Origin of the sequence: Pseudomonas sp. SHLD1, from assembly GCF_028640935.1 — a bacterium.
Classification (GTDB): domain Bacteria; phylum Pseudomonadota; class Gammaproteobacteria; order Pseudomonadales; family Pseudomonadaceae; genus Chryseomonas; species Chryseomonas aestiva.
Genome location: NZ_JAQZAD010000034.1, coordinates 47,904 through 68,592, shown reverse-complemented (window position 1 = coordinate 68,592; position 20,689 = coordinate 47,904). Strand labels below are relative to the sequence as shown.

The window sequence follows — 20,689 nt, the reverse complement described above, 5'->3', positions numbered from 1 at the left end:
ATGGGCCTGCTCAAGGTCGACATCCTCGCCCTGGGCATGCTCAGCGCCCTGCGCCGGTGCTTCGACCTGGTGAGGGGCTACCGGGGTGAGGAGCTGACCCTGGCCACCGTGCCCCAGGAGGACAAGCCGACGTACGCCATGATCAGTCGGGCGGACACCCTTGGCGTGTTCCAGATCGAATCGCGTGCCCAGATGGCCATGCTGCCGCGGCTGAAGCCGCAGACCTTTTACGACCTGGTCATCGAGGTGGCCATCGTCCGGCCGGGCCCCATCCAGGGAGGGATGGTCCACCCGTACCTGCGTCGGCGGACGGGCCAGGAAGAGATCAGCTACCCGCCGGAGCTGGAGCGCGTCTTCGGCCGGACCCTGGGTGTGCCCCTGTTCCAGGAGCAGGTGATGGAGCTTGCCATTCTCGCCGCTGACTACACCCCCGGCGAGGCCGATCAGCTGCGCCGCAGCATGGCAGCGTGGAAACGACATGGGGGCCTTGAACCGCACCGGGAGCGGCTCACCTCGCGCATGCTCGCCAACGGCTATACCGCGGAGTACGCCGCGGACATCTTCCGGCAGATCGAAGGGTTCGGCAGCTACGGTTTTCCCGAGTCCCATGCGGCCAGCTTCGCTCTACTGACCTACGCGAGCTGCTGGCTCAAATGCCACGAGCCGGCGGCTTTCGCCGCGGCGCTGATCAACTCCTACCCCATGGGCTTCTACAGCCCCGACCAGATCCTGCAGGACGCCCGGCGCCATCGGCTGCAGACCCTGCCGGTGGACGTGACCTGCAGCGACTGGGATTGCAGCCTCGAGGCTGTCGCAGATAGCCGGCAGCCAGGCATCCGGATGGGACTACGCATGGTGCGCGGCCTGGCCGAGAAAGCAGGACGTGCAGTTGAGCAGGCCCGCCGGCAGCGGCCATTCCGCGATGTCACCGATCTGTGCCTGCGCGCCGGCCTCGATGCCAAGGCCCGGGAGTGCCTGGCGGATGCAGGTGCACTGAAGGGCTTGGCCGGGCACCGGTTCCAAGCACGCTGGGCGATGGCCGCAATCGAGCCGCAGCTGCCCCTATTCGCAGAGGGCGCGGTCGTTGAGGAGGAGATCCAGGAGCTGGTCGCCCCGACCGTGGGTGAGGACCTCTATTCGGACTATGCCTCCCTGGGCACCACCCTGGGGCCGCACCCTCTCACCCTGCTGCGGCCGGAGCTGTCGGCCCGGCGGCTGATGAGCTCGCAGGAGCTGAAGGAGCGGCGCCACGGCCAGCCGGCCCGGGTCGCTGGCCTGGTAGTCGGCCGACAGCGGCCGGGTACCGCCAGCGGCGTGACCTTCGTGACACTGGAGGATGAGTTCGGGATGGTGAACGTGGTGGTGTGGCGCACCCTGGCGGAGCGCCAGCGGCGGGAGCTGGTGGCGTCACAGCTGCTGCGAGTGGATGGAACGGTAGAGACGCGCGATGGCGTGCTGCACATTGTGGCCGGCCGCTTGGAGGACATCAGCGAGCTGCTGCAGGGTCTCGATACGCGAAGCCGGGATTTTCATTGACCGCATCTTCGAGAGGGCAGCTCTCGAATTGGCTGAATGCGCGAGTGACGTGGAGCCATAGGCGATGCTTCAAGATCGGAAGTATACCGCCTGGGATACTTCCGCTATACCGACTGGCGCGGGGTGTCTCCAGGGCATGCGAATCTTGCTTGCCCTGGTGGACTGCCAGGCGTGAAGCCTTGCTACTGAAAGCCTATAGGGTCTCGCCCGACCATCGCCATTCACGTGGCGCTCCCGCCTCCCCGTAGTTAGCGGCGAGCACGTCTGCGAGGTGAGATGGGGTGCAGGGCGTGTCGTACGTTGGCGCAGCCATCCAGCGCTCCAAGGCGCCCTGTAGCTCGGCAAATTCATTGGCGCCGATGCCGTCGAAATCCTCAGGCCGGAAGATGTTGCCGTCGACGGCCGTTGGGCTAAGGTCTGCGGACAGGAACATCGCCAGAGCACCATTCAACGGCGCAACGAACAGGGACTCGCTGTCGACTTTGGCAATGGTGCCGGCCGGTGCCGCAGCGAGGATCGGCGCCACCTGGTTCCAAACCACAAGCAACTGCTGGAAGGCCGGATCTTCGGCTCTGGAGTAATAGCGGTGGACGCACAGCTGTAGCGGCAGAGCTGGAGTCGAAGGGGCGTTGAGGGTCTGCATGGGAAGCTCCGTTAGCATCGTTGAGTGATGCTGACCAACGTCCCATAGGTCTTCAGATACGCAAGCCGCGAGGCGCTCAGCAGCTGGCGCCCCGGGGTAGGCCTAACTCGCCTACTGCGACCGCTTTCAGATCCCGTCGAATCCCGCGATCCCGGATCTGAACGGCTTCCACTCTTCCTCCGACGCGCCGAGCTTGCAGATAGCCACGGTGACCTTCTGGCCAATGGCCGGATCCGGCGGTTTGACGGCGAGATGGCGGTAGGGGGTGTAGTCGGGCACCCACATACTGGAGCTCTGGCTCCGATGGTATTCCCAGATACCGTACCCATTGACGGTACTCACCGAGCGCTCAAGGTTGATTACTCGACCGCTTTCAAGATGGATCACCAGCATTGCGCACGCCTCACGAGTTGAGGCGCGATGATACCGCGCAGTGCCGGGGTGACCGGCAGCAGGTCGTCAGGTGACGCAGGGTACGACTACAGATTACGGCTCGCCGTGCGTTGGGGGGGCCGCACCGCCCGGCTTTGGCCGGTGTCTTCCCGCCAGCAGGTGCGGCAGACGACTACAGATTCTGGCCGGACGGACAGGCGTAGGAAATGAACTCGCCGCCCACCCATTCCTTGCCCATCTCGCCCGGTACCAAGGGGATGCCCAGCGTCGCGAAAACCGGCCGAGCACCGACACATTCCTGGACGTACAGGACGGTGTACGCATAGCCCTTGGCATCAGCAATTTCCGCCAGCTCGTTGATGGACACGAAGTGGTCCGACGGGAACGAGTAGTCGAGGCAGGACCAGCCATGGCCATCGATCTTGCGCGGCCGGGCGCCGGGCGCGGTGAACCGCTTGAAGGCGGTAGCCAAGGTGTCGTCCCGGGCGACACGGTCCTTGAAGTCGAGGTAGCACAGGAGCGAACAATTCCCGTACCAGTGCGCCTTGATCTGAAAGCTTCGGCGCCAGTTGACCCAGCTTATCCGGCTGGTGATCTGCGGGCTCCACTTCGGAAGTTGTTCCACCGCGGCTTTGAGCTGTTCAACCGGTACCATGTTCGGGTCTCCATCAGGTGATGGCCTACCCTCTCACCGATCCGGAAAACGCAAGGCCCGTCGTGGTCCGCCTGGTGCCATGCCGCTAGACTGGCATGTGCTGCAGATGCTGTGAGTTGCGATGAAGATCTGGACGGACGAGATGCTTGCCTTGCTGGGCACCGAGAGCGATACCGCCCTGGGCGACCGGTGGGGTATGTCGCGCATGACCGTTGCGCGCAAGCGGCAGTCGCTGGCCATCGCGCCCTACGACCTGAAGCAGGGCGGCTTCCAGCGCGAGACGTTGTTCCGGTGGAGCCCGGAGAACCTCGCCCTGCTTGGACAGGAACCTGATGCGACCGTCGCCAGGCGGCTCGGCATCAGCCGGCGCGCGGTCTACCTGATGCGCCTGCGCCAGGGCCTGGCCCCGGCGAAGCGGGCACCGCGGGTGCACAGTCTGCCCCCGGAGGCCGTGCCGCTACTGGGCAAGTTGCGAGACGCCGAGCTGGCTCACCGGTTCGGGATTCCTGACGATCTGGTGTACCGCGAACGCAAACGGCGCGGCATTCCAAAGCTGCACGTCGAACAGCCTCTGAGCGAGGCGCTACTGGCTGAGCTGGGCACCGATAGCGACCGGGCAATTGGCCTGAGGCACGGCCTGCACTACAGCAAGGTGAGAGAGCTGCGCCTGAAGCGCCAGATTCCTGCGTATAAGCGACCCAACCGCAAGAAGATGGCCGCCGGCGGTAACGCCATTGACAGTGGCCACGGCCGCTAGCCCACCGCCGCTCATAGCCACCTTCCGCTCCTCTGTCCGCTTCTACCCGCCGAGGGTCTGCCAGTCATCCGTGCCGCCGCTACACTCCCGCGTCGGCGTCGCTGGCAGTACGGAAACGCGGCAGCGCCCGGCCGGTGATACCGGACCTCCCCCCTTACAACGGATCTGAGACCTCATATGCTTCGGCAGCTAGCAGTAGCCCTTGCGTTGACCTTCCCTACCCTCTCCTTCGCCGAAACGATCGACTGCCGCGTGGTGGGCGTGCACGACGGCGACACCCTGACGTGCCTGACCACCGCCAAGCAGCAGATCAAGGTCCGGCTTGCGGAAATCGACACTCCGGAGAGCAAACAGCCCTACGGCAACCGCGCCCAGCAATCCTTGGCAGGCATGGTCTTTTCGAAGGATGTTCGCCTGGACGTCCAGGACACTGACCGGTACGGCCGCCGGGTGGCCCGCGTCTACCAGGGCAATACGGACGTGAACGCCGAGCAGGTGCGCCAGGGCGCTGCGTGGGTCTATCGCCAATACCTGAAGGATCGATCGCTGCTGGACCTGGAAGCGCAAGCCAAGGCGCAAAAGCGTGGCCTGTGGGCGCTACCGGAGGCAGAGCAGGTACCGCCGTGGGAGTGGCGCCGCACCGCGCGTGATCAGCGACAAGATGCGCAAGCTGGAGAGGGCGAGCCGCCGGCGGCAGTACCGCCTAAGCGGCCCACGTCCTTTTCTCAATTTGGCGGCTCGGATGGCGCCAGCGCCGCGGGATCCTTCAGCTGCACACCACTCAAAGCCTGCAGGCAGATGACGAGCTGTGCGGAGGCGAAGTATCAGCTGCAGCACTGCGGCAACAGCCGGATCGATGGCGACCACGACGGGGTGCCGTGCGAAGCCATCTGCCGGTAGTCAGTGACTAGCGGGCCCGGATGGGGCCTTCTGCCGGATGCTTCGCGGTATGGGCCGCGATGAGCTGATCGAGGAGGGCGACGACGTCCGGACGGCTGAGCAGCTCACGCCCCACAACCGCTGCGGGCTTGAAGACCCGACCGGCCTTGCGGGTGTTCCAGTCGCCGATCACCACGTGGATGCCCTGCACCTGGCCTACCGGGGGCAGCATGCCCCAGGTCTTGGTGTGGCTGGCGTAGGCTAGCAGGGCGCCCGCGAGCTCTTCGTGCAGCGCCAGGCGCGCCGCGTGATCCTTCGCCGCCTCGTAGTTGTTCAGTGCGTATTGCAGCACGTCCCACGCCTGGATGCCTTTTGGCAGCGGTAGCCCGCCGCGCTGGCATGCGGCGCGGTAGCCCTCGACCGAGATCTGTGTGACCAACCGGGCGCCGTGCTCCGGATTCACCGAGTAGATCCAGACCGGCACCGTGTTGGTGGGGTTGCCCTGCACCACCGCGTTCCAGTCCGCCTGCTGGGTGGCCGCTTCGAAGCGCTTTCTCTCCGCTTTCTTGATGTCGTCCATTACCAGGCCCCTACTCGTCCAATCCAGTATCGCCGGCGCCTTTCCACAACCGCTCAGCGACCTGGCGGACCAGCACGAGATCGTCCTGTGTGCTTGCCGAGTCGGGCAGGTGACCGATGAACGCCAGCTGCGCGACTTCGCGGCAGAAGTCCGGGCGCGAATAACCGGATGCCAGCAGGCCCTGGTAGGCCATTTTGCCGAGCAGCCGCTCGGCCGCGGCGTCGAAGTGTTTCTGGGTAGCCATGTTCCGAATGCCTCAAGAGGTGTGAGAGATCCGTTCCACGCTATCGAGCATTTGAAAAATGCAACTCGGCGCCTACCGCGCACCGCATATCTCCGCGCTACCAGCGCGTTTATCAGACGTTTCAGAACCTGTCGTGCTGGCAGAACGAGCTCGAAGACAGGCAGTAGCGAGATGCAATAGTAGACGGGCCCCAAGGACCTCAACTACGCACCAGCTGCATCTGGCGCGTCGGTGCCGAAGTATTTATGCGGCCGCCGGCGAGGCCTTGCCGACTACGCCTAGCGCGCACCACGCCTCGGTAGAGGGAGCCTTAAGCTCCCATACGAAAACGCGCTACCACTGCGCTTAGATCTTGGGACAGACCGGCGAGTCGTTCAGCGGTACCGGCATCAGATTGAATCCCGGTCAGCACCTGCAAGGTGCTCGCGCGAATTCCCGTCGTACTCCGGTTGATTTCCTCAGATACCGCAGCCTGCTGTTCCGCCGCGCTGGCAATTTGCACATTCACATCGACTATGCGCTCCACAGCGGCGCCGATGCTGGCAAGGCTGACCCGAGCTTGCTCAGCCGCCTCTACACCGCTCAGGGCATGACCCCGACTGGCTTGCATTTGGCCTACGGCTTCAGTCGTTGCGTTTTGCAGCTGCTCAATGATGCGGCGGATCTCTTCCGTGGAGGTCTGGGTACGCGAGGCCAGGGTACGGACCTCGTCGGCCACCACAGCAAAGCCCCGTCCTTGCTCGCCGGCACGGGCAGCCTCAATGGCTGCGTTGAGCGCCAGCAGATTGGTCTGCTCGGCAATAGTGCGGATAACCGCGATGACACCGCCAATCGCCTGGCTGTGATTTTCCAGAGCAGCAACCTTGGTAGCGCTCAGATCCACGTCCGCGGCAAGCGCCTCGATGGCCTGTTGCGTCTGCTGCATCACTCGGGTGCCTTCACGAGTAGCTTGGTCGGCCTGCTGAGCCGCCGCGACCGCACCCTCGGTGTTGGTAGCAACATCTGCAACACTGGCTGTCATCTCGGTGATGGCAGTAGCGACCTGATCGGTCTCTCCCTGCTGCGCCTGCATGGTCGAACGCGCCTGGCCAATGGACGTAGCCAGAGCTCCAGAGGCTTGGGCCACAGCATTGGAGGCTTGATCGACTTCACGAAGCGAGCGCCCGAAAGCGTTCAGCATCTCGTCCAGGCTGCGGCCAATGTCAGCGATCTCATCACGACCGCGCATGGCGGCACGACGGCTCAAATCGCCTTGGGCGGCAGCGGCTGTGACGCTGACCAGTTCGGTAATGCCCTGGCGCAGCGCCTGGTAGATACCTGCGAAGGTATAGGCCAGTAACGCCAAAGTTCCCAGCAACATGCCCAGCACCAAATTCCGCAGCGCGGTGGCGTGCGCCTGGCGCTCAACCAGCATCTGAGAGAGAAGAGTCTGGGCTTCGTCCTGCACCTTGTAATAGCGGGCCACCACGGCATTGCCTTGATCGCCGAGCGTACGACCAGCAACCGAGCCCTCGCCATTCATCGCAGCCAGCATGCCTTGGCGGAAACTCGCATAATCGCCTGCGGCCTGGCCCAGAGAGTCTTTCAAGCGACGGGACAGCTCAGGTGCTTCGTGCGCCATAAGGTTGAGCGCCTGCTCCAACTCATCCGCAGTCTGCTGCTCCTGACGCAGCAGACTCCGCGCGGCCGTTAAACTGGCCGGGTCGAAGCGGTTGGTAACGCTTAAGCCGGTGGCCAGGCCACGCAGTTGCCCAATAAGGTTAATTTCTCGGGGTAACCGCAGCGACGTCATATCGATGAGGAAGAGGCTGGTGTAGTCAGAATCCAGCGCCAGGCCCGAGGTGGCCGACACGTAGTAGAAGAAGTTCAGCGTCTTGGTCAGTTGTAGGTTCCACGCTTCGAACACCTCCAGAGGTGTCCCCGCCTCACCTTGCAGCAGCCGATCTACACCTTGTCGGAGTTGGCTAACACGCTCACCAGTCTCAAGCCGAACGCCAAGTTCACGATCTATTCCCGCCAGGTCGTCATAGGCTTTGATCAGACTTTCGCGGTTGTTCTGCCAATCCTGCTGAGCGGAGGTGTCGCCATCTTGCAACCGCTTGGTCAGCGCGCGCTGCAACATGCTTAGCCTAGCGACCGGTGTCAGCTTGAGCATATAGCGCTGACCTTCGATCTCCTGCGCGAGGGTTATTCGCTGCTCCTGAATGTTCTGATAGAGATAGACGCTGAGAAACAGCAGGGGCATCAAGACGATGGCGGCCAGGCAGGCAAATTTGGCCGGAAACTTAAGGCGATTCATCATCCTGACGGCGGGACTTAGCAGATTCATGGCGGGCTCACAGAAGACAATGGACATAGGGACATCGGAGTACCTGCAGGGCTGTACCGCCCTTTTCGCAAGCAATAGGCGAAACGCTAGATAACCTTCTTGACCTCGGCACGCCCCTGGAGAGATGAAGGGTCCTGGTACCCGACGGTCTATAATCGGCTCCCAGCGGTACCCGGGCCGTCAGATTCGGGCGGACATCTCGATGCTCGTGCTAGACGAATTACGGACGATGACAGCTTGCAAACGAAAGGGCTTGGTCAGGCAATAGCGCTGAAAGAATCTCGGCCGGCATCGGCATCTTTACCAATCTTCTCGGCCTCGCGATTGATGCACGCGCAGGAGCTACGAAATGATGGCGGTCACCGAGCAGCGTGCTCCGTGCAAACGCGTCAACGGGATGCCAGTACTCTTTGATCACCTTGCGCCGATCCGGGTCATCCAGACTTGCGTGATCCCTAGCAGCAATCTGCCCCAGCCCGCTCAGGGCCTCGACCGAATGCTCGCTCTGTATAAACCACCTGTAGGACTTTGGGTTGCCTACTCATGTTGAGCGCGCTCGATCCTCACAGGAGGCATCCACGCTACGCGACCTCTCGTAAACGTAAACGCCGGGCACCTTATCGTTTGTCGGGGACCGCACATCGAAGGAGGGCCAGGTCTGGGCGCCGGCTGCGTTTACCCTGGCACCAGTAGGTCAGGCACTGCAGAGTGACACCGCCGGGGCCGCCCTGGATGCAAAGGAAAAAGGACCTTTGAACATGGCAATGAGTGCTGAGCCTGATGATGCGCCTGACTGGCTGGTGCAGAAGCCGCGTAGGGCGCGGCCGGTCGCTTTAGTCGTGTGCCTTGCCGTCGGCGGCCTCGCGACATTCGCTGCCCTGGAGCTGGCCAGCCGGGCGCTGCCAGGTCCATCGGCATCCGTAGGTACTGACCACCCCGCCCTTCGCGCCGAGACTGCAGCTCATCCCGCCCCAGAGCCGGCCGATACCGTCCGCGGCACGGTCCGCCGCGCCATGCCTTCACCCGTGGAAGAAAATGCGGCAGCCGCGGCGACCCCACCCTCGAACGTCCAGCCGCCGGCAGCGGCGATCGGCAAGCAGACCGTCTTCAACGACCGAAACTTCACACCGCGCGGGGCCGATAACGTAGTGAGCTTCAGCGAAGCCCCTCGAAGCCTGGCGCCAGAAGAGGCGCCCCCGCAGCCGACGAAGGTCACGGTGGTCCACCAGACGCCAAGCATGAAGGACCGCGTCTGCTGGCCGTATAAGGCTGGCAGCCTGGAGCAGCGCAACTGCCGATCCGCCGTGGGTCTTCAGTACCGGGACTAGCGTCACTGCCGGCCGCCGGCCAAATCTGCGGGGTTCACGTCCACGGCGAGGTCAATCCGGCGTTTGCCTAGGCGGCTGCCGTGCTGTACTGACAGGGATCTCTCCCTCAGCGCGGCTGGCCGGCGACACTCGCGATCGGGCCGCGGTGGGGAGATTGCTGCCATCTTGGCTTGGAGGCCTACGCCTATGCTCAACAACCGCTATCGGATCACCATGGGCGGGAAGTCATACTCCCCTGAGTTCCAAACGGATCCTCGATACGCCGCGGCCTGGAAGCGCGTCCTGGAACGCGCCTACGGCCGGGAGCACGGTCTGTGCGGATGCCCCGGGAGCGGCGAGCGAAAGCTGACGATCAAGCTGCGCGAAGGATCGGACGGCTACCACCTTGCCCGCTACCCTCACAGCGGCCCAGAGCACGCCAATGACTGTCGCTTCTATGCCGCAGCGCCGCAGCGCTCCGGTCTGCAGGGCTACGCAGTCGGCGTGGTGGAAGAAACCGCCGACGGGGGTATGAAGGTGAGGCTCGCCCGGGGCGTACGGCAGCAAGCGCCTGGGGAAGCTGGGGATGCGGCGCCCTTCCCGCCGGCCGCCCCGGGCGTGAAGAAGCCGGCCATGACGCTGCTGGGCCTGCTGCATCTTCTCTGGTCGGAAAGCCGGCTCACCACCTGGTATCCGGCAATGGCGGGAAAGCGTAATGGGGAGCTGGTTTCTCACCTGCTTCACGAGTGCGCCGGGCGGGTTTCGGTAGCCCCTCGCATCAAGCTCGACCAGGTGTTGCTGCTGGCCGCTCAGAAAGAGAAGCGGCGCGAGGCCACCAACCGCGAGATCGCCACGAACGCGGCTTCACGCAACTGGCGGCTGGTCGTCGTCAGTCCCCTGGCCAGGTACGACGAGGAGCGGCACAGCGGCTCGCCGGAGAGATTGCCAATGACTGGGCCATTCGGGATGCCAACGCTCTACCTGCCCCCTGCCGTATGGGAAACCGCCTCTCGCCGATTCGGACGGGAGCTGGGCGCCTGGCGAAGGGGAAGCCGGGTGATCGCTATCGCTCAAATCGCGCAGCGCCCGGGTAAAGCCCACCAGGCGGATGTGCTCGAGGTGGCGCTGATGCAGGTGAGCGAGCAGTGGATCCCGCTCGATTCAGACCTAGAAGGCAAGGTCGAGCAGAAGCTGCGGGATGAGGGGCGCAAGTTCGACAAGCCGCTGCGTTACGACGCCGATGAGTGCGCGGTCTTCCCAGACTTCTGGCTGCTCGATATGCAGCAGGATTTTGCGCTCGAGGTCTTCGGCATGGCCACACCGCAGTACCTGGAACGGCGCGGCACGAAAGAACAGTGGTACTGCAGCGAGTACGGCAAGACGGGCTGGTGGCGCTGGGACGCGACCCAGGACCCTCGCGGAGAACACATACCGGCGTTCCCCGCGGCATACGGGTCTTCCAGGTAGGTCGACGTGAACCCGCACAGGCAGCGCAACCGTCCGGGATCAGTCTTCGGCTTGGTCCGGACAGTGGTCGATGGTATCGCCGCCGGCGATCAGCGGGGTCACCCAACGCCCGAACCCAGGCATGCCAGTGAACTCTTCTGCCGGCCACAATTCGACGGCGCCGCTTTCAAACTCAACGCGCCAAGCGATCACCTTTGCTTGCTCCGCCATTACGCTCTCCGAGGTTGGGTACCAATCAGCGATAGCCTATACAGCATTTGCTGAGATGCTACTTGAGCGATGAGTCTGCGATCCAGGCGATCTCGCCGTAGAAGCTAGGACGTCTTCTGTGCTGGAGCTTCAGGCTCGACCGGGAAGAGCAGATAGTTAAGGCGATCGTCGTTGATCCAATCGAACTCCGGCCAAGCGCCGCCGGCGTCGATAAAGGCCTTTTGCCTTTCCAGCGGGACAACCATTTTCACTTTGGTGGTCGAATTTCCGCAGGTCTTCTGGGTGATGTCGACGACCTTCGCGTCAGTCGCAACACCGGAGAACACGCATCCGCCTGGCCGTTTAAATGCCAGCTGCGTGCCTGCAACGGTCGTCTTGAGCTCGGTCACCAATACTACCCGCGTTGCGTAATTCAGATCAGGCGTGGCACGCGCCCCGGTAGTTATTAGCATCGCTAATATCGTGCACATCTTTCGCACAGAACACCTCAAAGAGCAGCGCAAAAAAAACCTTGATCGATAAACAGTGCTAAGCACTAATGGATACTGACTGATTTACTTCGGCTTCACCATCCTCAACTAGCTCGAAGATTGGATCGATGAAATGGTTCTCGACTATTTCCATTATACGGTCGGCCTCTACCTCGGTAAGGGTTAACTCGCCCGTGTGAAGTCGCACGTAGACGGACTCTCGCCGATACATAAACCGTCCTTTACTAACAGCTGGCCGGTTAGCCACCTCCGTGATCAGTTTGTTGAAGGCAGCGGGATCGCCTAGGAAGTGAGTACGCGCGGAAAACCACTGATGGAAGACCGGACTGTCAACTATTTGGGCGGAGTTCGGCCGAATGTCCAAGCGAAGGCGGTTGGCTATCACCTTGCGACGTGTGTACCAACAATAGAGAGCGCCGCCCCAGCCGCCAATCGTTAGCAGGGCAGTGTAAACAGGGCTATATCCCAGCTCCAGGCCGTTCGAATAAATCAACCAGACGCTCCCAATACTAAATATTGGCGCCATAATCAAAACTATGTAGGGTGGCTGTTTCATATTTTATTCCGTCGTCGAAGCCGCTAACAGCGGCGATCTAAATTACATTGGCTTTTCGGCCGCGCTAAGACGTGTCGTAAAAGAAAGATGGCCCTGGCCACAAGGCGCTGTACTCGAACGATCAACCGATTTTCAGGCCGGCAAATATGCCTTCATACTTGAAGGTAACCAACGCGTGCAGATCACGCTTTACTTCATCGCTGCACCTATCTCTACAGTCCTCGTAAAAATAGAGCGCATCTGACTGCAAGTCATCGACAACGTCGTTCCAGCACACGTCATACCAAGTCCGGTCTTCACCTGGATCGGCGTCATATTGAGCTTGCAGTTTGAAGCGAGGGATCGCGGTCCACTTATACACGCCGGCATTAGGCTCAAACTGATAAAGAAGCTCCAGCTTATCGTTCAGTTTCTGCAACGCATCTTGAGGCGTTTTGCCGGTCGCTGACGGGAATAATGGATTTTCATTGAGAAAGAACTGCGCTTCGGTACCGTCGAAATCGCCGCCTTCGAGCTTGTCGAATAGAAAATCGGCAGCCGAGCGGTGCGCGACGATTGCTCGGAAGCCGCCGCCATAGCGTTGGTCCTCAACACCCAGATGGTCTTGGGTAGCCTCAAGATATTTATTCAGCGCGTCCAGCTTCATGATGTGTTCCTAAGTCAGCCAGCAGGCATCGGTTAACAGGCAATGGCCGTTGCAGATGATCGCCTAATGCCTGATGGTGCCCGAGGCGGCCGCCGGATAATGGGCAATTTGCGCCCATCGAAGGGGCGAACCTCAGCGGTGGTAGTGATGGGAACCCTCACCCCCGAGCGACCCCCGCTTACCGTCAAGGCGCCCACTGCAGCAGCTGATCGAGAAGACGGGAAGCTTGCGGCTACGACCTGGTATGGCAGCCGTTTCCCCGGCGCGCTCCCGGACCAGTTGCCCGATCTGGACAGGGCCGCCGGCACGAGGTGGCGTATATCAACGCTCGACACCTGCAGGCGCCGTGCACGGCGGATTCAGCACGGCGGATGGTCAGACGGTCAGGCTTGGGGAAGGGAGCAGTGCCGAGCGCTGGATGCCTTGCCAGCCAGATGGAGCAGCCCAAGAGCGATTACAACGGCGGGGCAGATCCAGGACACGCCGGCCAGCATCCATCCGAAAAAATCGCTCCAGCCAGGCACAGGCTCCTCGTAGAACAGGTGGAAGGGAGACCAGCTGATCTTGCCGTACCAGTAGAGCCCGGCGAGTGCGTATCCGGCGAGCAGGACCGCTGTCGCCAGGGCGGCGAGGCCGCGTTTTGTTCGATTCACAGAGATCGTCCCAAAAGTCATTAGATCCGGTACGTTCAGGCGGCGTGTTGAGCCCAGAGAAAGGTTCAGCGAGATTGCCCCTCCCCTCGCCTACTCTTCAGCGCGCTTACCGAAGGTGTAGTACATCCCGGCACTAACGCCGCATGCGATGAATGGGATCAGCGGATTTGGCGCTAGAGCATATTCAAGCGCTCCGCCGGTCAGGCTGCCTGCTAGAAATCCAGCCCCGGCTTTTTGCCAGAAGGGAGCTAGACCATAGTATTTAGCGCGGAACGAGCGAAGAAACTGCATCGGGCTATCACCGTTTCTGTAAGGAATCTTATCGAGCTAGGCCGCTACACAGCGACCTAGCAGCGTGCTGGGATAAAGGGACACGACTGTCAGGAGCGCTCGGCCTCTTCCTCGAAGAATGACGGGCCAGGTACCGAGTCTCTGTACTCGAACGCGTAACCGAAATCATCGTCGTGTTCGGCCCCTGCCATCTGGCCGGCTTTAAGACGAGCAGTAACTCTCTCAAGCAGGCTAATGAGGTCCGCCCGACTGGTATGTCGAGTGCCCTGCAGCTTGATAGTCAGCTGCTGCAGCGGGTACGCGTGTTCAATCCAGGCTTTGTTCGGCATTCGCATCTCCGGTGTGGGAATTGATCATGGGCGGAGAACCATCAGTCGTGTCATCTGCATTAAGGTTCGTCCGGTGAAAGCAGCAGTCGTGTTCGATGTGCAGCCCCCATGGTCCCTGTCTCACGACGGAACAGTTCGTTGATTTGCTCCCTGAAGAGGGGTGAACTGGCGCAGCGAATGCTGCCGGGCCTTTCTTCACTCGGGTTTGAAGCGGGCGGCACGCGATCGCCGCCGGGCCTAAGCTCCAGGCCCTTCGCTCTCTCGAAGCATCTGCAGCAGGCGAGCGCGCCGGCTCTCCAGTTCACCGATCTGACGCTCCAAGTTCTCCAGGCGCTCGCGCTGGGCAGCCGAGGTCTCCGGGCAGGCCTGGGCGCCCTCGATCAGTCGCATGCAGTCCGGGAAGCCGCGGATCTCCGCCAAGCTGAAGCCGGCGCCAAGCAGGCGCTGCAGCTGCCGAACCTGCGCCACCGCGCTGGCCGAGAAGTGCCGATAGCCATTGGTACCGCGGCCAGCCGCCAGCAGGCCCTGGGCCTCGTAGTGACGTAGTGAGCGCACGCTGACGCCGGTGGCGGTAGCCAGCTGGCCAATGCTGAGGGAAGGCGCGGGTGCAGGCATGGCGACGGTCCGAAGCGTTGGTGGCAGGAAAGATCCACTATCGCATGACACGCGGCGCTTGACCCTGACACTGGTGTCATCCCCGAGACTCGAGACTCCCTTATTCCGGAGAGCCACCATGAGTCGTGTGCGACTGCTATCGCTGATCCTATTGTTGAGTCTGACCAGTCTGGCCGCCCAGGCGCGGGAATGGCGAGTGACGGCCCCCGACGGTGTGGTGCTCGCTGTCCAAGAACAGGGCAATCCCCGCGGTATGCCGATCGTCTTCATCCACGGTTTGCTGGGCAGCCGGTTGAATTGGGACGCCCAGCTTACGAGCGCTGAGCTGAGGCGCTTTCGCCTGATCACCTACGACCTTCGTGGCCATGGCCTTTCAGGCAAGCCGTCCGATGCTGTGGCTTATCGGGAGGGTCGGCGCTGGGCCGACGATTTGGCGGCCGTCATCGCTGCTACCGGTGCGCGCGAACCCGTGCTCGTAGGGTGGTCCCTGGGCGCTACGGTCATATCCAACTACCTGGCCGCCTATGGGGACAGTGCCATTTCCGGTGCGGTCTACGTGGACGGAGTCATCGAGCTTGCGTCGGAGCAGATCGTGCCGCACCCGGAGATCTACAGGGACCTGGTCTCATCTGATCTGCGCACGCATCTGGATGCCATCCGGGATTTCCTCGCCCTATGCTTCGCCACGCCGCCGGCGCCGGCGTTGTTCCAGCGCCTGTACGCCAACGCTGCCATGGCATCCTGGGACATGCAGAGCGCCGTGCAGGGTCAGGACGTGGCGGCAGCCGCCGGGCTAGGCCGTGCGGAGGTGCCGGTCTGGATGCTCTACGGCGAGAAGGACGCCCTGGTACGACCAGAGGCATCTATCGCCCGGGCCCAGGCGCTGAATCCGCGCGTCATGGCCACGCGCTACGCTGAGTCGGGGCATGCGCCGTTCCTGGAAGAGGCCCCACGCTTCAACCACGACCTGGCAACCTTCGTCGACCGCGTAAAGAGACAGCAGCCATGACTCTCTCCGACTTCCCCGGTTTTGAGCGGCTCTACCAAGACACCTCGTCAGCAGCCTTCCGCGGTGTGATCGGCGGCCAGGGACCGGCCGTGCTGCTGCTGCACGGCTATCCCCAAACTCACCTCGCCTGGCGCTGCATTGCTCCGGAGCTCGCCCGGACGCATCGGGTGGTGGTGCCTGATCTGCCAGGCTACGGCGCCAGCCGGCAGCTGGACCAGGGATCTCGCTGGACCAAGCGGCGCGTAGCGGCGGCCTTGCTGGAGCTGATGAACGCGCTTGGGCTTGAGACCTTCGCCGTGGTTGGCCATGACCGCGGCGCTCGCGTCGGCTACCGACTGGCGCTGGACCATCCGGCTCGCGTCGAGCGCTACGCATCGCTCACTGTGGTGCCCACACCAGAGACATGGGCGTCCCTCGACCGAGCGCGCGGGCTTGCGAATTTTCACTGGACCTTTCTTGCTCAACCGAGCGACCTACCCGAGCGCCTGCTGGCGGCCGATCCCGATGCCTTTCTCGAACAGGCGCTGGCGCGCATGGCGGGTGGGCTCGACCGCGTTGAGCCACATGCGCTGGCAGCCTATCGACAGGCCTTTCGCGATCCTGCGGTGCGCCACGCGATTTGCGAGGACTACCGCGCCGGCGCTGATGAGGACCTGGCGGACGATCTTGCGGACCAGGTTCGGGGCCAGCGCGTAGATTGCCCGCTACTAGTACTTTGGTCGGCAGCACAGGTCACCGGTGAGCTGCCTACCGCTATCTGGCGCCGGTGGGCGAGCGACGTTCGCGGCAAGCGCTTACCAGGTGGTCATCTGCAACCGGAGGAGTCGGCGGCCGAGGTGCTCGCCGCGCTGGTGCCATTCCTCGCGGGACGACCGGAAGCCGGCGGTAATACGTCGTCCGCAGGCGAGGAAACCTGACAATCAGCGCTTGCGCCGATGACGGTCGTGATACCCGCGAAACAGCTGGTCGGCGCGTGGCCGGGTACTTTTCGGAAAGTCCGGCAATCCGGGGTCAGGTCGTGACATTGAAATAGGTGTTCCCCAAAGCAAAGGAACACCTCATGACACCCTACAAAGCTGCCACACTCGCCCTGAGCGCAACCGCGACCCTCTTCGCCGCGTTGGCCTACTTCGCCCCTCTAAACGCTCCATCACCAGGGCCCAGCATCACGCCCCCAACTGCAGTTATTCAGATCTTTCTCGCGGGAGACTCGGGTAGAGGTCGGTGACGGTCATCTGCAGGCCCTATAGCGCTATCAGAGCGATAGCGCTTCCTACCGAACCGCGTGAGCATCGGGGCCGACGGACTGCTCGAGAGGCAAAGTGAGGCTGCAGGAGCCGCAATTCACTGCCGGCAGCGCTGGTCGAAGCCGGCCTAGCTTGCAGCCCTCTCACCGGATGTCGTAATCGCGCCGCAGGCTATTTTCAGCGAGTGGTACCTGCCGAAGGGTCTGCAGCATCACATGTGCATCCTCAACTGAGCGAAGCGCCTCCTGGAGCTGTTCCAGATTTGCGTCAGTCCGGATCTCGACGTCCACGTCTGGGAACCCGTTGGCATCCGGGCGTACGACGCTATGAATGGCATGACCCTGCGCTTCGACTGCGCTGATAAAGCGGGCCATGTCATTGCCGCATTCAGCACGCAATGAAAACGTCTTCACCCCCTCCGACGGAACAAACGGGAGCACCCAATCGCCTTTCGCAGCGCAAGCGAGGGAGTGCAACTCGGCTGCTTCCTCCTGAGATATCACCCCGCAGCTACGTAGACAGGTGGCGTAGCTATGCGCCCTACCCCAATTCCATATCACGTTCGGCAGATCACGTTTTGCGGCTGCGTCAGTAATCAAGCTGATCAATGAGTGAACGCTCTGGAGCTGGATCTCTTTCTGGGTTGGCATGACGCCTTCTCCTAAAAATGCTCGATGTTGAAGCGCGCCAGATAATTCGAGTGCTCGTCGCCCCTGGTCACAGCTTCATGGGGATAAGGAAGGCGAGGCTGCCCTTCCTCGCCAAACCAGCCGGGAGCCGCGCGGTACCGGCGAAGATGCTCAAGAAACGCTTCGCGGTCGAAGCGCAGGCGCCGCCCAGGTTGTCCCGCGAGCTCAAGGTCGAGGCATGCGCTATGCAGCTCGAGAAAGCCATTGTGCAGCCTCGGGCAGTCTTCGATGACGCCGATGTAGAGGCAGTGATCGAAGCTGGCCCAATCGGCATACGTGTACCACTCGAACCATTCCCCAGGTCCGCCGGTAGAGATGCCAGATAGTACAGCTGACGACTCCTGGCCCATTCGCTCAAGCGAAACACTGAAAGCTAGGGCTTCATCGAGATAGGCCTTCAACGACACCGGATCTTCGGTGCGAAGAAAAAACTGCATGGACGACACGGGTACTTCCTACGCGCTTTGATGAGATGGTTTCTGTCAGAAAGGTAGCCGTTCAGCTGGCATCGTCTCATACCGGATTACAGCACGTGCCCATGGGTCACCTGCGATCGCTGCCTGTTTAATCGATGATGGCGATGTCGCGAGCCATTTGCCGATCCTTGCCTTCACCAAAGGCCGTGTCATGCGGGCATTACAGGCTGCTAAGAAAGGGACCATCTTTTCCACGATGTGTGGCTCAAGCCCAGTCATTTCGCCGGTCACATAACGAGCTTCCGGAACATATCTCAAACCTTTGGGCATGGGATAGCGTTCGTCCCAGCAAAGAGCCGGCATCGGGCTCGCTGAAAAGCTCGCGCCTACCGGAAGGTAATGGGTGCCTAAGTCAATAAGTGCGCCGTCTAGTTCTACCCAGTAGTGGGAATGCTCCGTTGGTGACATCCCGTACCCCTGCATGGAGGCCTGGGCCTGATCGCGAGAAACAACAAATGCCAGGAAGTTACCGCCTACTATAACCGGCTTATGCCCCAGAGACTGCAGAAGGCTATGCACACCAAAGGCAGCGTATAAGCATCGCTTGTGATAATCATCGGGAAACTGAGCTTTTAGACATCTGTCAGCAACACATAAAACACGTTCGACAACAGAAGTAGTTACCAAAATAATTCCCTTACCAATTGGCGGATGAAAGTGTTCGCAGCATCTAAGTATTACTGCTCTTAGAACAACTACTGAGGTTCGATCTTCGCTTGCGATGCGCTAGCGATACGAGCAACGCCGTCATGCCCGAGCACCTCTATCGTCGTCGGCATCAAGCCAAATACGTCGTTGGCAAGTCCGACTGCCATCAGGTGCTCGCTTCGCCCATTTGCCTGGCTGATGTTCTTCACGAAGTACTCCACGCAGCCGCTGACACCGTGCTGCGCTACCGCGCTGCATAAGGCTTCAGCATGGTCGCCGTTGAGTACGAAGAACACGCGCTCATGGAGGACGATGGCGGTCGTATCGCAGCCGTAACCAGCGCTGCTAGGGTTGTAACTGATGTGCAAGGCAGCACCGAAGCTACGCGTGACGTTCGGAGATCGCGTCCCGGTCACTGGACAGGAACTGCTCTTCATTCCGAGTGAAGCTAAAGCTGCAGGGCGCATGGTGTGAGTCCTCTTGATTCGGTGTGGGATCAAGGTCGCACCACTCGCCAATAACGCAAGCCCGTCTGCTGGTCAGGGCGTTTCTGCCGCGTCGAGGGCAAGTTAGTCATAGAGTAATCGAAGACCACACTCACCTTAACAGAATACCTGATAGCTCCACCTCTGTGTTCGCAGCCCACCCTTCTATCTCCTATAGGGTGGAACCACCATTCCTGATCCACTGCATTGCAGTTGCACTGTGCTCGTGCAGCTTGGCGGCGGTCGTCTCACTCATCGGAAGTCCGCCAATACCTGGATAAGCTAAGTCAGTCAGCGCGGTAAGACGACTGACTTGTGCATGTACATCAGACTTCTCTACTCCATTTGTTTTCTGATACTCGCTTTTAATGAGCCATCGAAGCTGTAATAGCTCTTTTTCGACCGCAACTATCAACGCAACTTCCCAATTATCTGGCATGCCATTTGCGTCACGACTTTCGTTCATAGTGCGTCCTTCAGAAGCGGCGGCTTCTGATTTTCACCGCCATTTGGGCCGTCCGCGGAGTTGGTGCGGGCACATCGGTCAGCCAATCACGCGCTACAGGTTGATCGAAGACCAAGCCGACCACAGCAAAGAGCCGGAGAGCGCCGTCATCAGGACTGACTCTGCCAAGGGCGGCCAGGGACTCAGCCGCGCCTCCTCAAGCATCTGCCGCATTTGCGGATCCGATATGTCGGCATGACCTGTTCGATTGCCATGCCAGCGGTACCAGGCCATCCGACCCGCACCAAACGCGCGGAGAAGCGTAAACGCGCACACCAGAAGGGCTATCCATCCGAATGGTTGGACCAGGGAGGCCGCTGGAGAAATGACCTGTTCAGTAAAGGTTGTCATAGGAAAGCTCGGTTGATCTAACGAGTACGGTACCAAAACCAGCGCCATCGTAAGGCGGGCATCGATCGGCCCTAGCCATGACGACTGGCAACGGGTAGCAACCCTGGACCGGGCCGGTGGCCGCTGCGGGTTTTTCTATCGCTATTGTCTGTCGCTGCGCTAGAGATGCGTGGCCGATCTACGCACCAGCCAGGGGTGAACCCGCTTGTTTTCGGCGATACCTGGCGCCGCCCGCACTGGCGGTAAGGACCAACTCCAGACCTGCGCCCGCTGGCGCGCGTCGGCTACCAGCAGCTGAGTGAACCGGCCTCCTCGCTCATGGGCCCGCCGGCCCGGGTGGGGCCGCCCACTGAGGCCTGCCGGTGCCCAGACTTGCATTCTGGAGATCGCCTGTAGCTTGAAGGTACCTCAAGACTTTCGAGCTACCGCCATGCAGCACGTCGCCCCGACCCTCTTCCGCCCCGCCGACGAACAGGCCATCAGCCTCTTGGACATCACGGCGCCGGCGCGGCTGGTTGAGCCCTCTTTGGCAGAGAAGGTGCAGGCGGCGGTCGCGGTGGTGAAAGGTCTGCTGCGGGCCCGCAAGCACCTGGTAGCCGCGTCGTCCTTCGGCAAGGACAGCAGCGTCATGGTCGCGCTAGCCCTGCGAGCGATGGAAGAGCTGCAGGCCTAGGGGTTCACCGTCCCTGAGCTCCACG

General features: G+C 61.7%; 25 protein-coding genes and 1 pseudogene. 8 read left to right on the top strand and 18 right to left on the bottom strand.

Annotated elements, in window-relative coordinates; translation table 11 throughout:
• On the top strand, positions 1–1,536 hold a 1,536-nt coding region (locus PVZ77_RS23630), incomplete at its 5' end, for a helix-hairpin-helix domain-containing protein (RefSeq protein WP_273806409.1).
• A 193-nt stretch (positions 1,537–1,729) separates the two neighbouring features.
• Here PVZ77_RS23630 and PVZ77_RS23625 read toward each other — a convergent pair.
• The 3 genes from PVZ77_RS23625 to PVZ77_RS23615 all read right to left on the bottom strand — a co-directional run bounded on the left by PVZ77_RS23625 (position 1,730) and on the right by PVZ77_RS23615 (position 3,227).
• Entirely contained in the window at positions 1,730–2,179 is a 450-nt protein-coding gene (locus PVZ77_RS23625; RefSeq protein ID WP_273806408.1) for a hypothetical protein, read from the bottom strand.
• 126 nt (positions 2,180–2,305) lie between these two features.
• On the bottom strand, positions 2,306–2,572 hold the full coding sequence (locus PVZ77_RS23620) for a hypothetical protein (RefSeq protein WP_273806407.1): 267 nt from the start codon (positions 2,570–2,572) through the stop codon (positions 2,306–2,308).
• Between the two features lie 172 nt (positions 2,573–2,744).
• Complete coding sequence (locus tag PVZ77_RS23615; protein ID WP_273806406.1) at positions 2,745–3,227, bottom strand: hypothetical protein; 483 nt, start codon at positions 3,225–3,227, stop codon at positions 2,745–2,747.
• 121 nt (positions 3,228–3,348) lie between these two features.
• Here PVZ77_RS23615 and PVZ77_RS23610 point away from each other — a divergent pair, with 121 nt between their 5' ends.
• Together PVZ77_RS23610 and PVZ77_RS23605 are read left to right on the top strand one after the other, a co-directional pair.
• Positions 3,349–3,984, top strand: a complete 636-nt coding sequence (locus PVZ77_RS23610) for a hypothetical protein (protein ID WP_273806405.1) — start codon at positions 3,349–3,351, stop codon at positions 3,982–3,984.
• A 177-nt stretch (positions 3,985–4,161) separates the two neighbouring features.
• Positions 4,162–4,884, top strand: a complete 723-nt coding sequence (locus PVZ77_RS23605; RefSeq protein ID WP_443218071.1) for a thermonuclease family protein — start codon at positions 4,162–4,164, stop codon at positions 4,882–4,884.
• Positions 4,885–4,891: 7 nt separating this feature from the next.
• Here PVZ77_RS23605 and PVZ77_RS23600 read toward each other — a convergent pair whose 3' ends face one another.
• The 4 genes and pseudogenes from PVZ77_RS23600 to PVZ77_RS26240 all read right to left on the bottom strand — a co-directional run.
• Positions 4,892–5,443 carry a hypothetical protein gene (locus PVZ77_RS23600; protein WP_273806403.1) on the bottom strand — a complete coding sequence of 184 codons (552 nt, stop codon included), beginning with the start codon at positions 5,441–5,443 and terminating at the stop codon, positions 4,892–4,894.
• A gap of 10 nt (positions 5,444–5,453) precedes the next feature.
• Entirely contained in the window at positions 5,454–5,687 is a 234-nt protein-coding gene (locus tag PVZ77_RS23595) for a hypothetical protein (protein ID WP_273806402.1), read from the bottom strand.
• 310 nt (positions 5,688–5,997) lie between these two features.
• On the bottom strand, positions 5,998–6,759 hold the full coding sequence (locus PVZ77_RS26245) for a methyl-accepting chemotaxis protein (protein ID WP_443218072.1): 762 nt from the start codon (positions 6,757–6,759) through the stop codon (positions 5,998–6,000).
• Positions 6,760–6,870: 111 nt separating this feature from the next.
• A pseudogene (locus PVZ77_RS26240) lies at positions 6,871–7,047 on the bottom strand (HAMP domain-containing protein); the annotation flags it as partial.
• 1,721 nt (positions 7,048–8,768) lie between these two features.
• Here PVZ77_RS26240 and PVZ77_RS23585 point away from each other — a divergent pair.
• A complete protein-coding gene (locus tag PVZ77_RS23585; protein ID WP_273806401.1) occupies positions 8,769–9,344 on the top strand; it encodes a hypothetical protein in 576 nt (191 codons plus the stop codon).
• Positions 9,345–9,530: 186 nt separating this feature from the next.
• Complete coding sequence (locus PVZ77_RS23580) at positions 9,531–10,790, top strand: DUF1173 family protein (RefSeq protein ID WP_273806400.1); 1,260 nt, start codon at positions 9,531–9,533, stop codon at positions 10,788–10,790.
• A 39-nt stretch (positions 10,791–10,829) separates the two neighbouring features.
• Here the strand turns inward: PVZ77_RS23580 and PVZ77_RS23575 are convergent, their stop codons facing one another.
• The 7 genes from PVZ77_RS23575 to PVZ77_RS23545 all read right to left on the bottom strand — a co-directional run bounded on the left by PVZ77_RS23575 (position 10,830) and on the right by PVZ77_RS23545 (position 14,581).
• Positions 10,830–11,000 (bottom strand): hypothetical protein, encoded by a 171-nt coding sequence (locus PVZ77_RS23575; protein WP_231357384.1) that lies wholly within the window; start codon positions 10,998–11,000, stop codon positions 10,830–10,832.
• 104 nt (positions 11,001–11,104) lie between these two features.
• Positions 11,105–11,389, bottom strand: a complete 285-nt coding sequence (locus tag PVZ77_RS23570) for a hypothetical protein (protein ID WP_273806399.1) — start codon at positions 11,387–11,389, stop codon at positions 11,105–11,107.
• A gap of 779 nt (positions 11,390–12,168) precedes the next feature.
• Positions 12,169–12,693: a hypothetical protein gene (locus tag PVZ77_RS23565; RefSeq protein ID WP_273806398.1), complete on the bottom strand. Its 525-nt coding sequence runs from the start codon at positions 12,691–12,693 to the stop codon at positions 12,169–12,171.
• Between the two features lie 383 nt (positions 12,694–13,076).
• Positions 13,077–13,346, bottom strand: a complete 270-nt coding sequence (locus PVZ77_RS23560) for a hypothetical protein (protein ID WP_273806397.1) — start codon at positions 13,344–13,346, stop codon at positions 13,077–13,079.
• A gap of 90 nt (positions 13,347–13,436) precedes the next feature.
• On the bottom strand, positions 13,437–13,637 hold the full coding sequence (locus PVZ77_RS23555; protein WP_273806396.1) for a hypothetical protein: 201 nt from the start codon (positions 13,635–13,637) through the stop codon (positions 13,437–13,439).
• Positions 13,638–13,726: 89 nt separating this feature from the next.
• Entirely contained in the window at positions 13,727–13,966 is a 240-nt protein-coding gene (locus PVZ77_RS23550) for a hypothetical protein (protein ID WP_257706657.1), read from the bottom strand.
• Between the two features lie 237 nt (positions 13,967–14,203).
• A complete protein-coding gene (locus PVZ77_RS23545; RefSeq protein WP_007162528.1) occupies positions 14,204–14,581 on the bottom strand; it encodes a MerR family transcriptional regulator in 378 nt (125 codons plus the stop codon).
• 118 nt (positions 14,582–14,699) lie between these two features.
• Between PVZ77_RS23545 and PVZ77_RS23540 the strand changes: the two genes are divergently transcribed.
• Together PVZ77_RS23540 and PVZ77_RS23535 are read left to right on the top strand one after the other, a co-directional pair.
• On the top strand, positions 14,700–15,590 hold the full coding sequence (locus PVZ77_RS23540) for an alpha/beta fold hydrolase (protein ID WP_273806395.1): 891 nt from the start codon (positions 14,700–14,702) through the stop codon (positions 15,588–15,590).
• The gene (locus PVZ77_RS23535; protein WP_273806394.1) at positions 15,587–16,507 is read left to right on the top strand and encodes an alpha/beta fold hydrolase; all 921 of its coding nucleotides are present in this window, start codon (positions 15,587–15,589) and stop codon (positions 16,505–16,507) included. Before PVZ77_RS23540 ends, PVZ77_RS23535 begins: the two co-directional genes overlap by 4 nt.
• A 473-nt stretch (positions 16,508–16,980) precedes the next feature.
• On the opposite strand, the gene PVZ77_RS23530 is transcribed toward PVZ77_RS23535, so the two are convergent.
• From PVZ77_RS23530 to PVZ77_RS23515, 4 genes are all read right to left on the bottom strand, one after another.
• Positions 16,981–17,487 carry a hypothetical protein gene (locus PVZ77_RS23530; RefSeq protein WP_273806393.1) on the bottom strand — a complete coding sequence of 169 codons (507 nt, stop codon included), beginning with the start codon at positions 17,485–17,487 and terminating at the stop codon, positions 16,981–16,983.
• An 11-nt stretch (positions 17,488–17,498) separates the two neighbouring features.
• The gene (locus PVZ77_RS23525; RefSeq protein ID WP_273806392.1) at positions 17,499–17,972 is read right to left on the bottom strand and encodes a hypothetical protein; all 474 of its coding nucleotides are present in this window, start codon (positions 17,970–17,972) and stop codon (positions 17,499–17,501) included.
• A gap of 725 nt (positions 17,973–18,697) precedes the next feature.
• Complete coding sequence (locus tag PVZ77_RS23520) at positions 18,698–19,018, bottom strand: hypothetical protein (RefSeq protein WP_273806391.1); 321 nt, start codon at positions 19,016–19,018, stop codon at positions 18,698–18,700.
• A 289-nt stretch (positions 19,019–19,307) separates the two neighbouring features.
• Complete coding sequence (locus tag PVZ77_RS23515; protein WP_273806390.1) at positions 19,308–19,601, bottom strand: hypothetical protein; 294 nt, start codon at positions 19,599–19,601, stop codon at positions 19,308–19,310.
• Positions 19,602–20,421: 820 nt separating this feature from the next.
• Here PVZ77_RS23515 and PVZ77_RS23510 point away from each other — a divergent pair.
• Complete coding sequence (locus tag PVZ77_RS23510) at positions 20,422–20,664, top strand: hypothetical protein (protein ID WP_273806389.1); 243 nt, start codon at positions 20,422–20,424, stop codon at positions 20,662–20,664.
• The last annotated feature ends 25 nt before the right edge of the window (positions 20,665–20,689 follow it).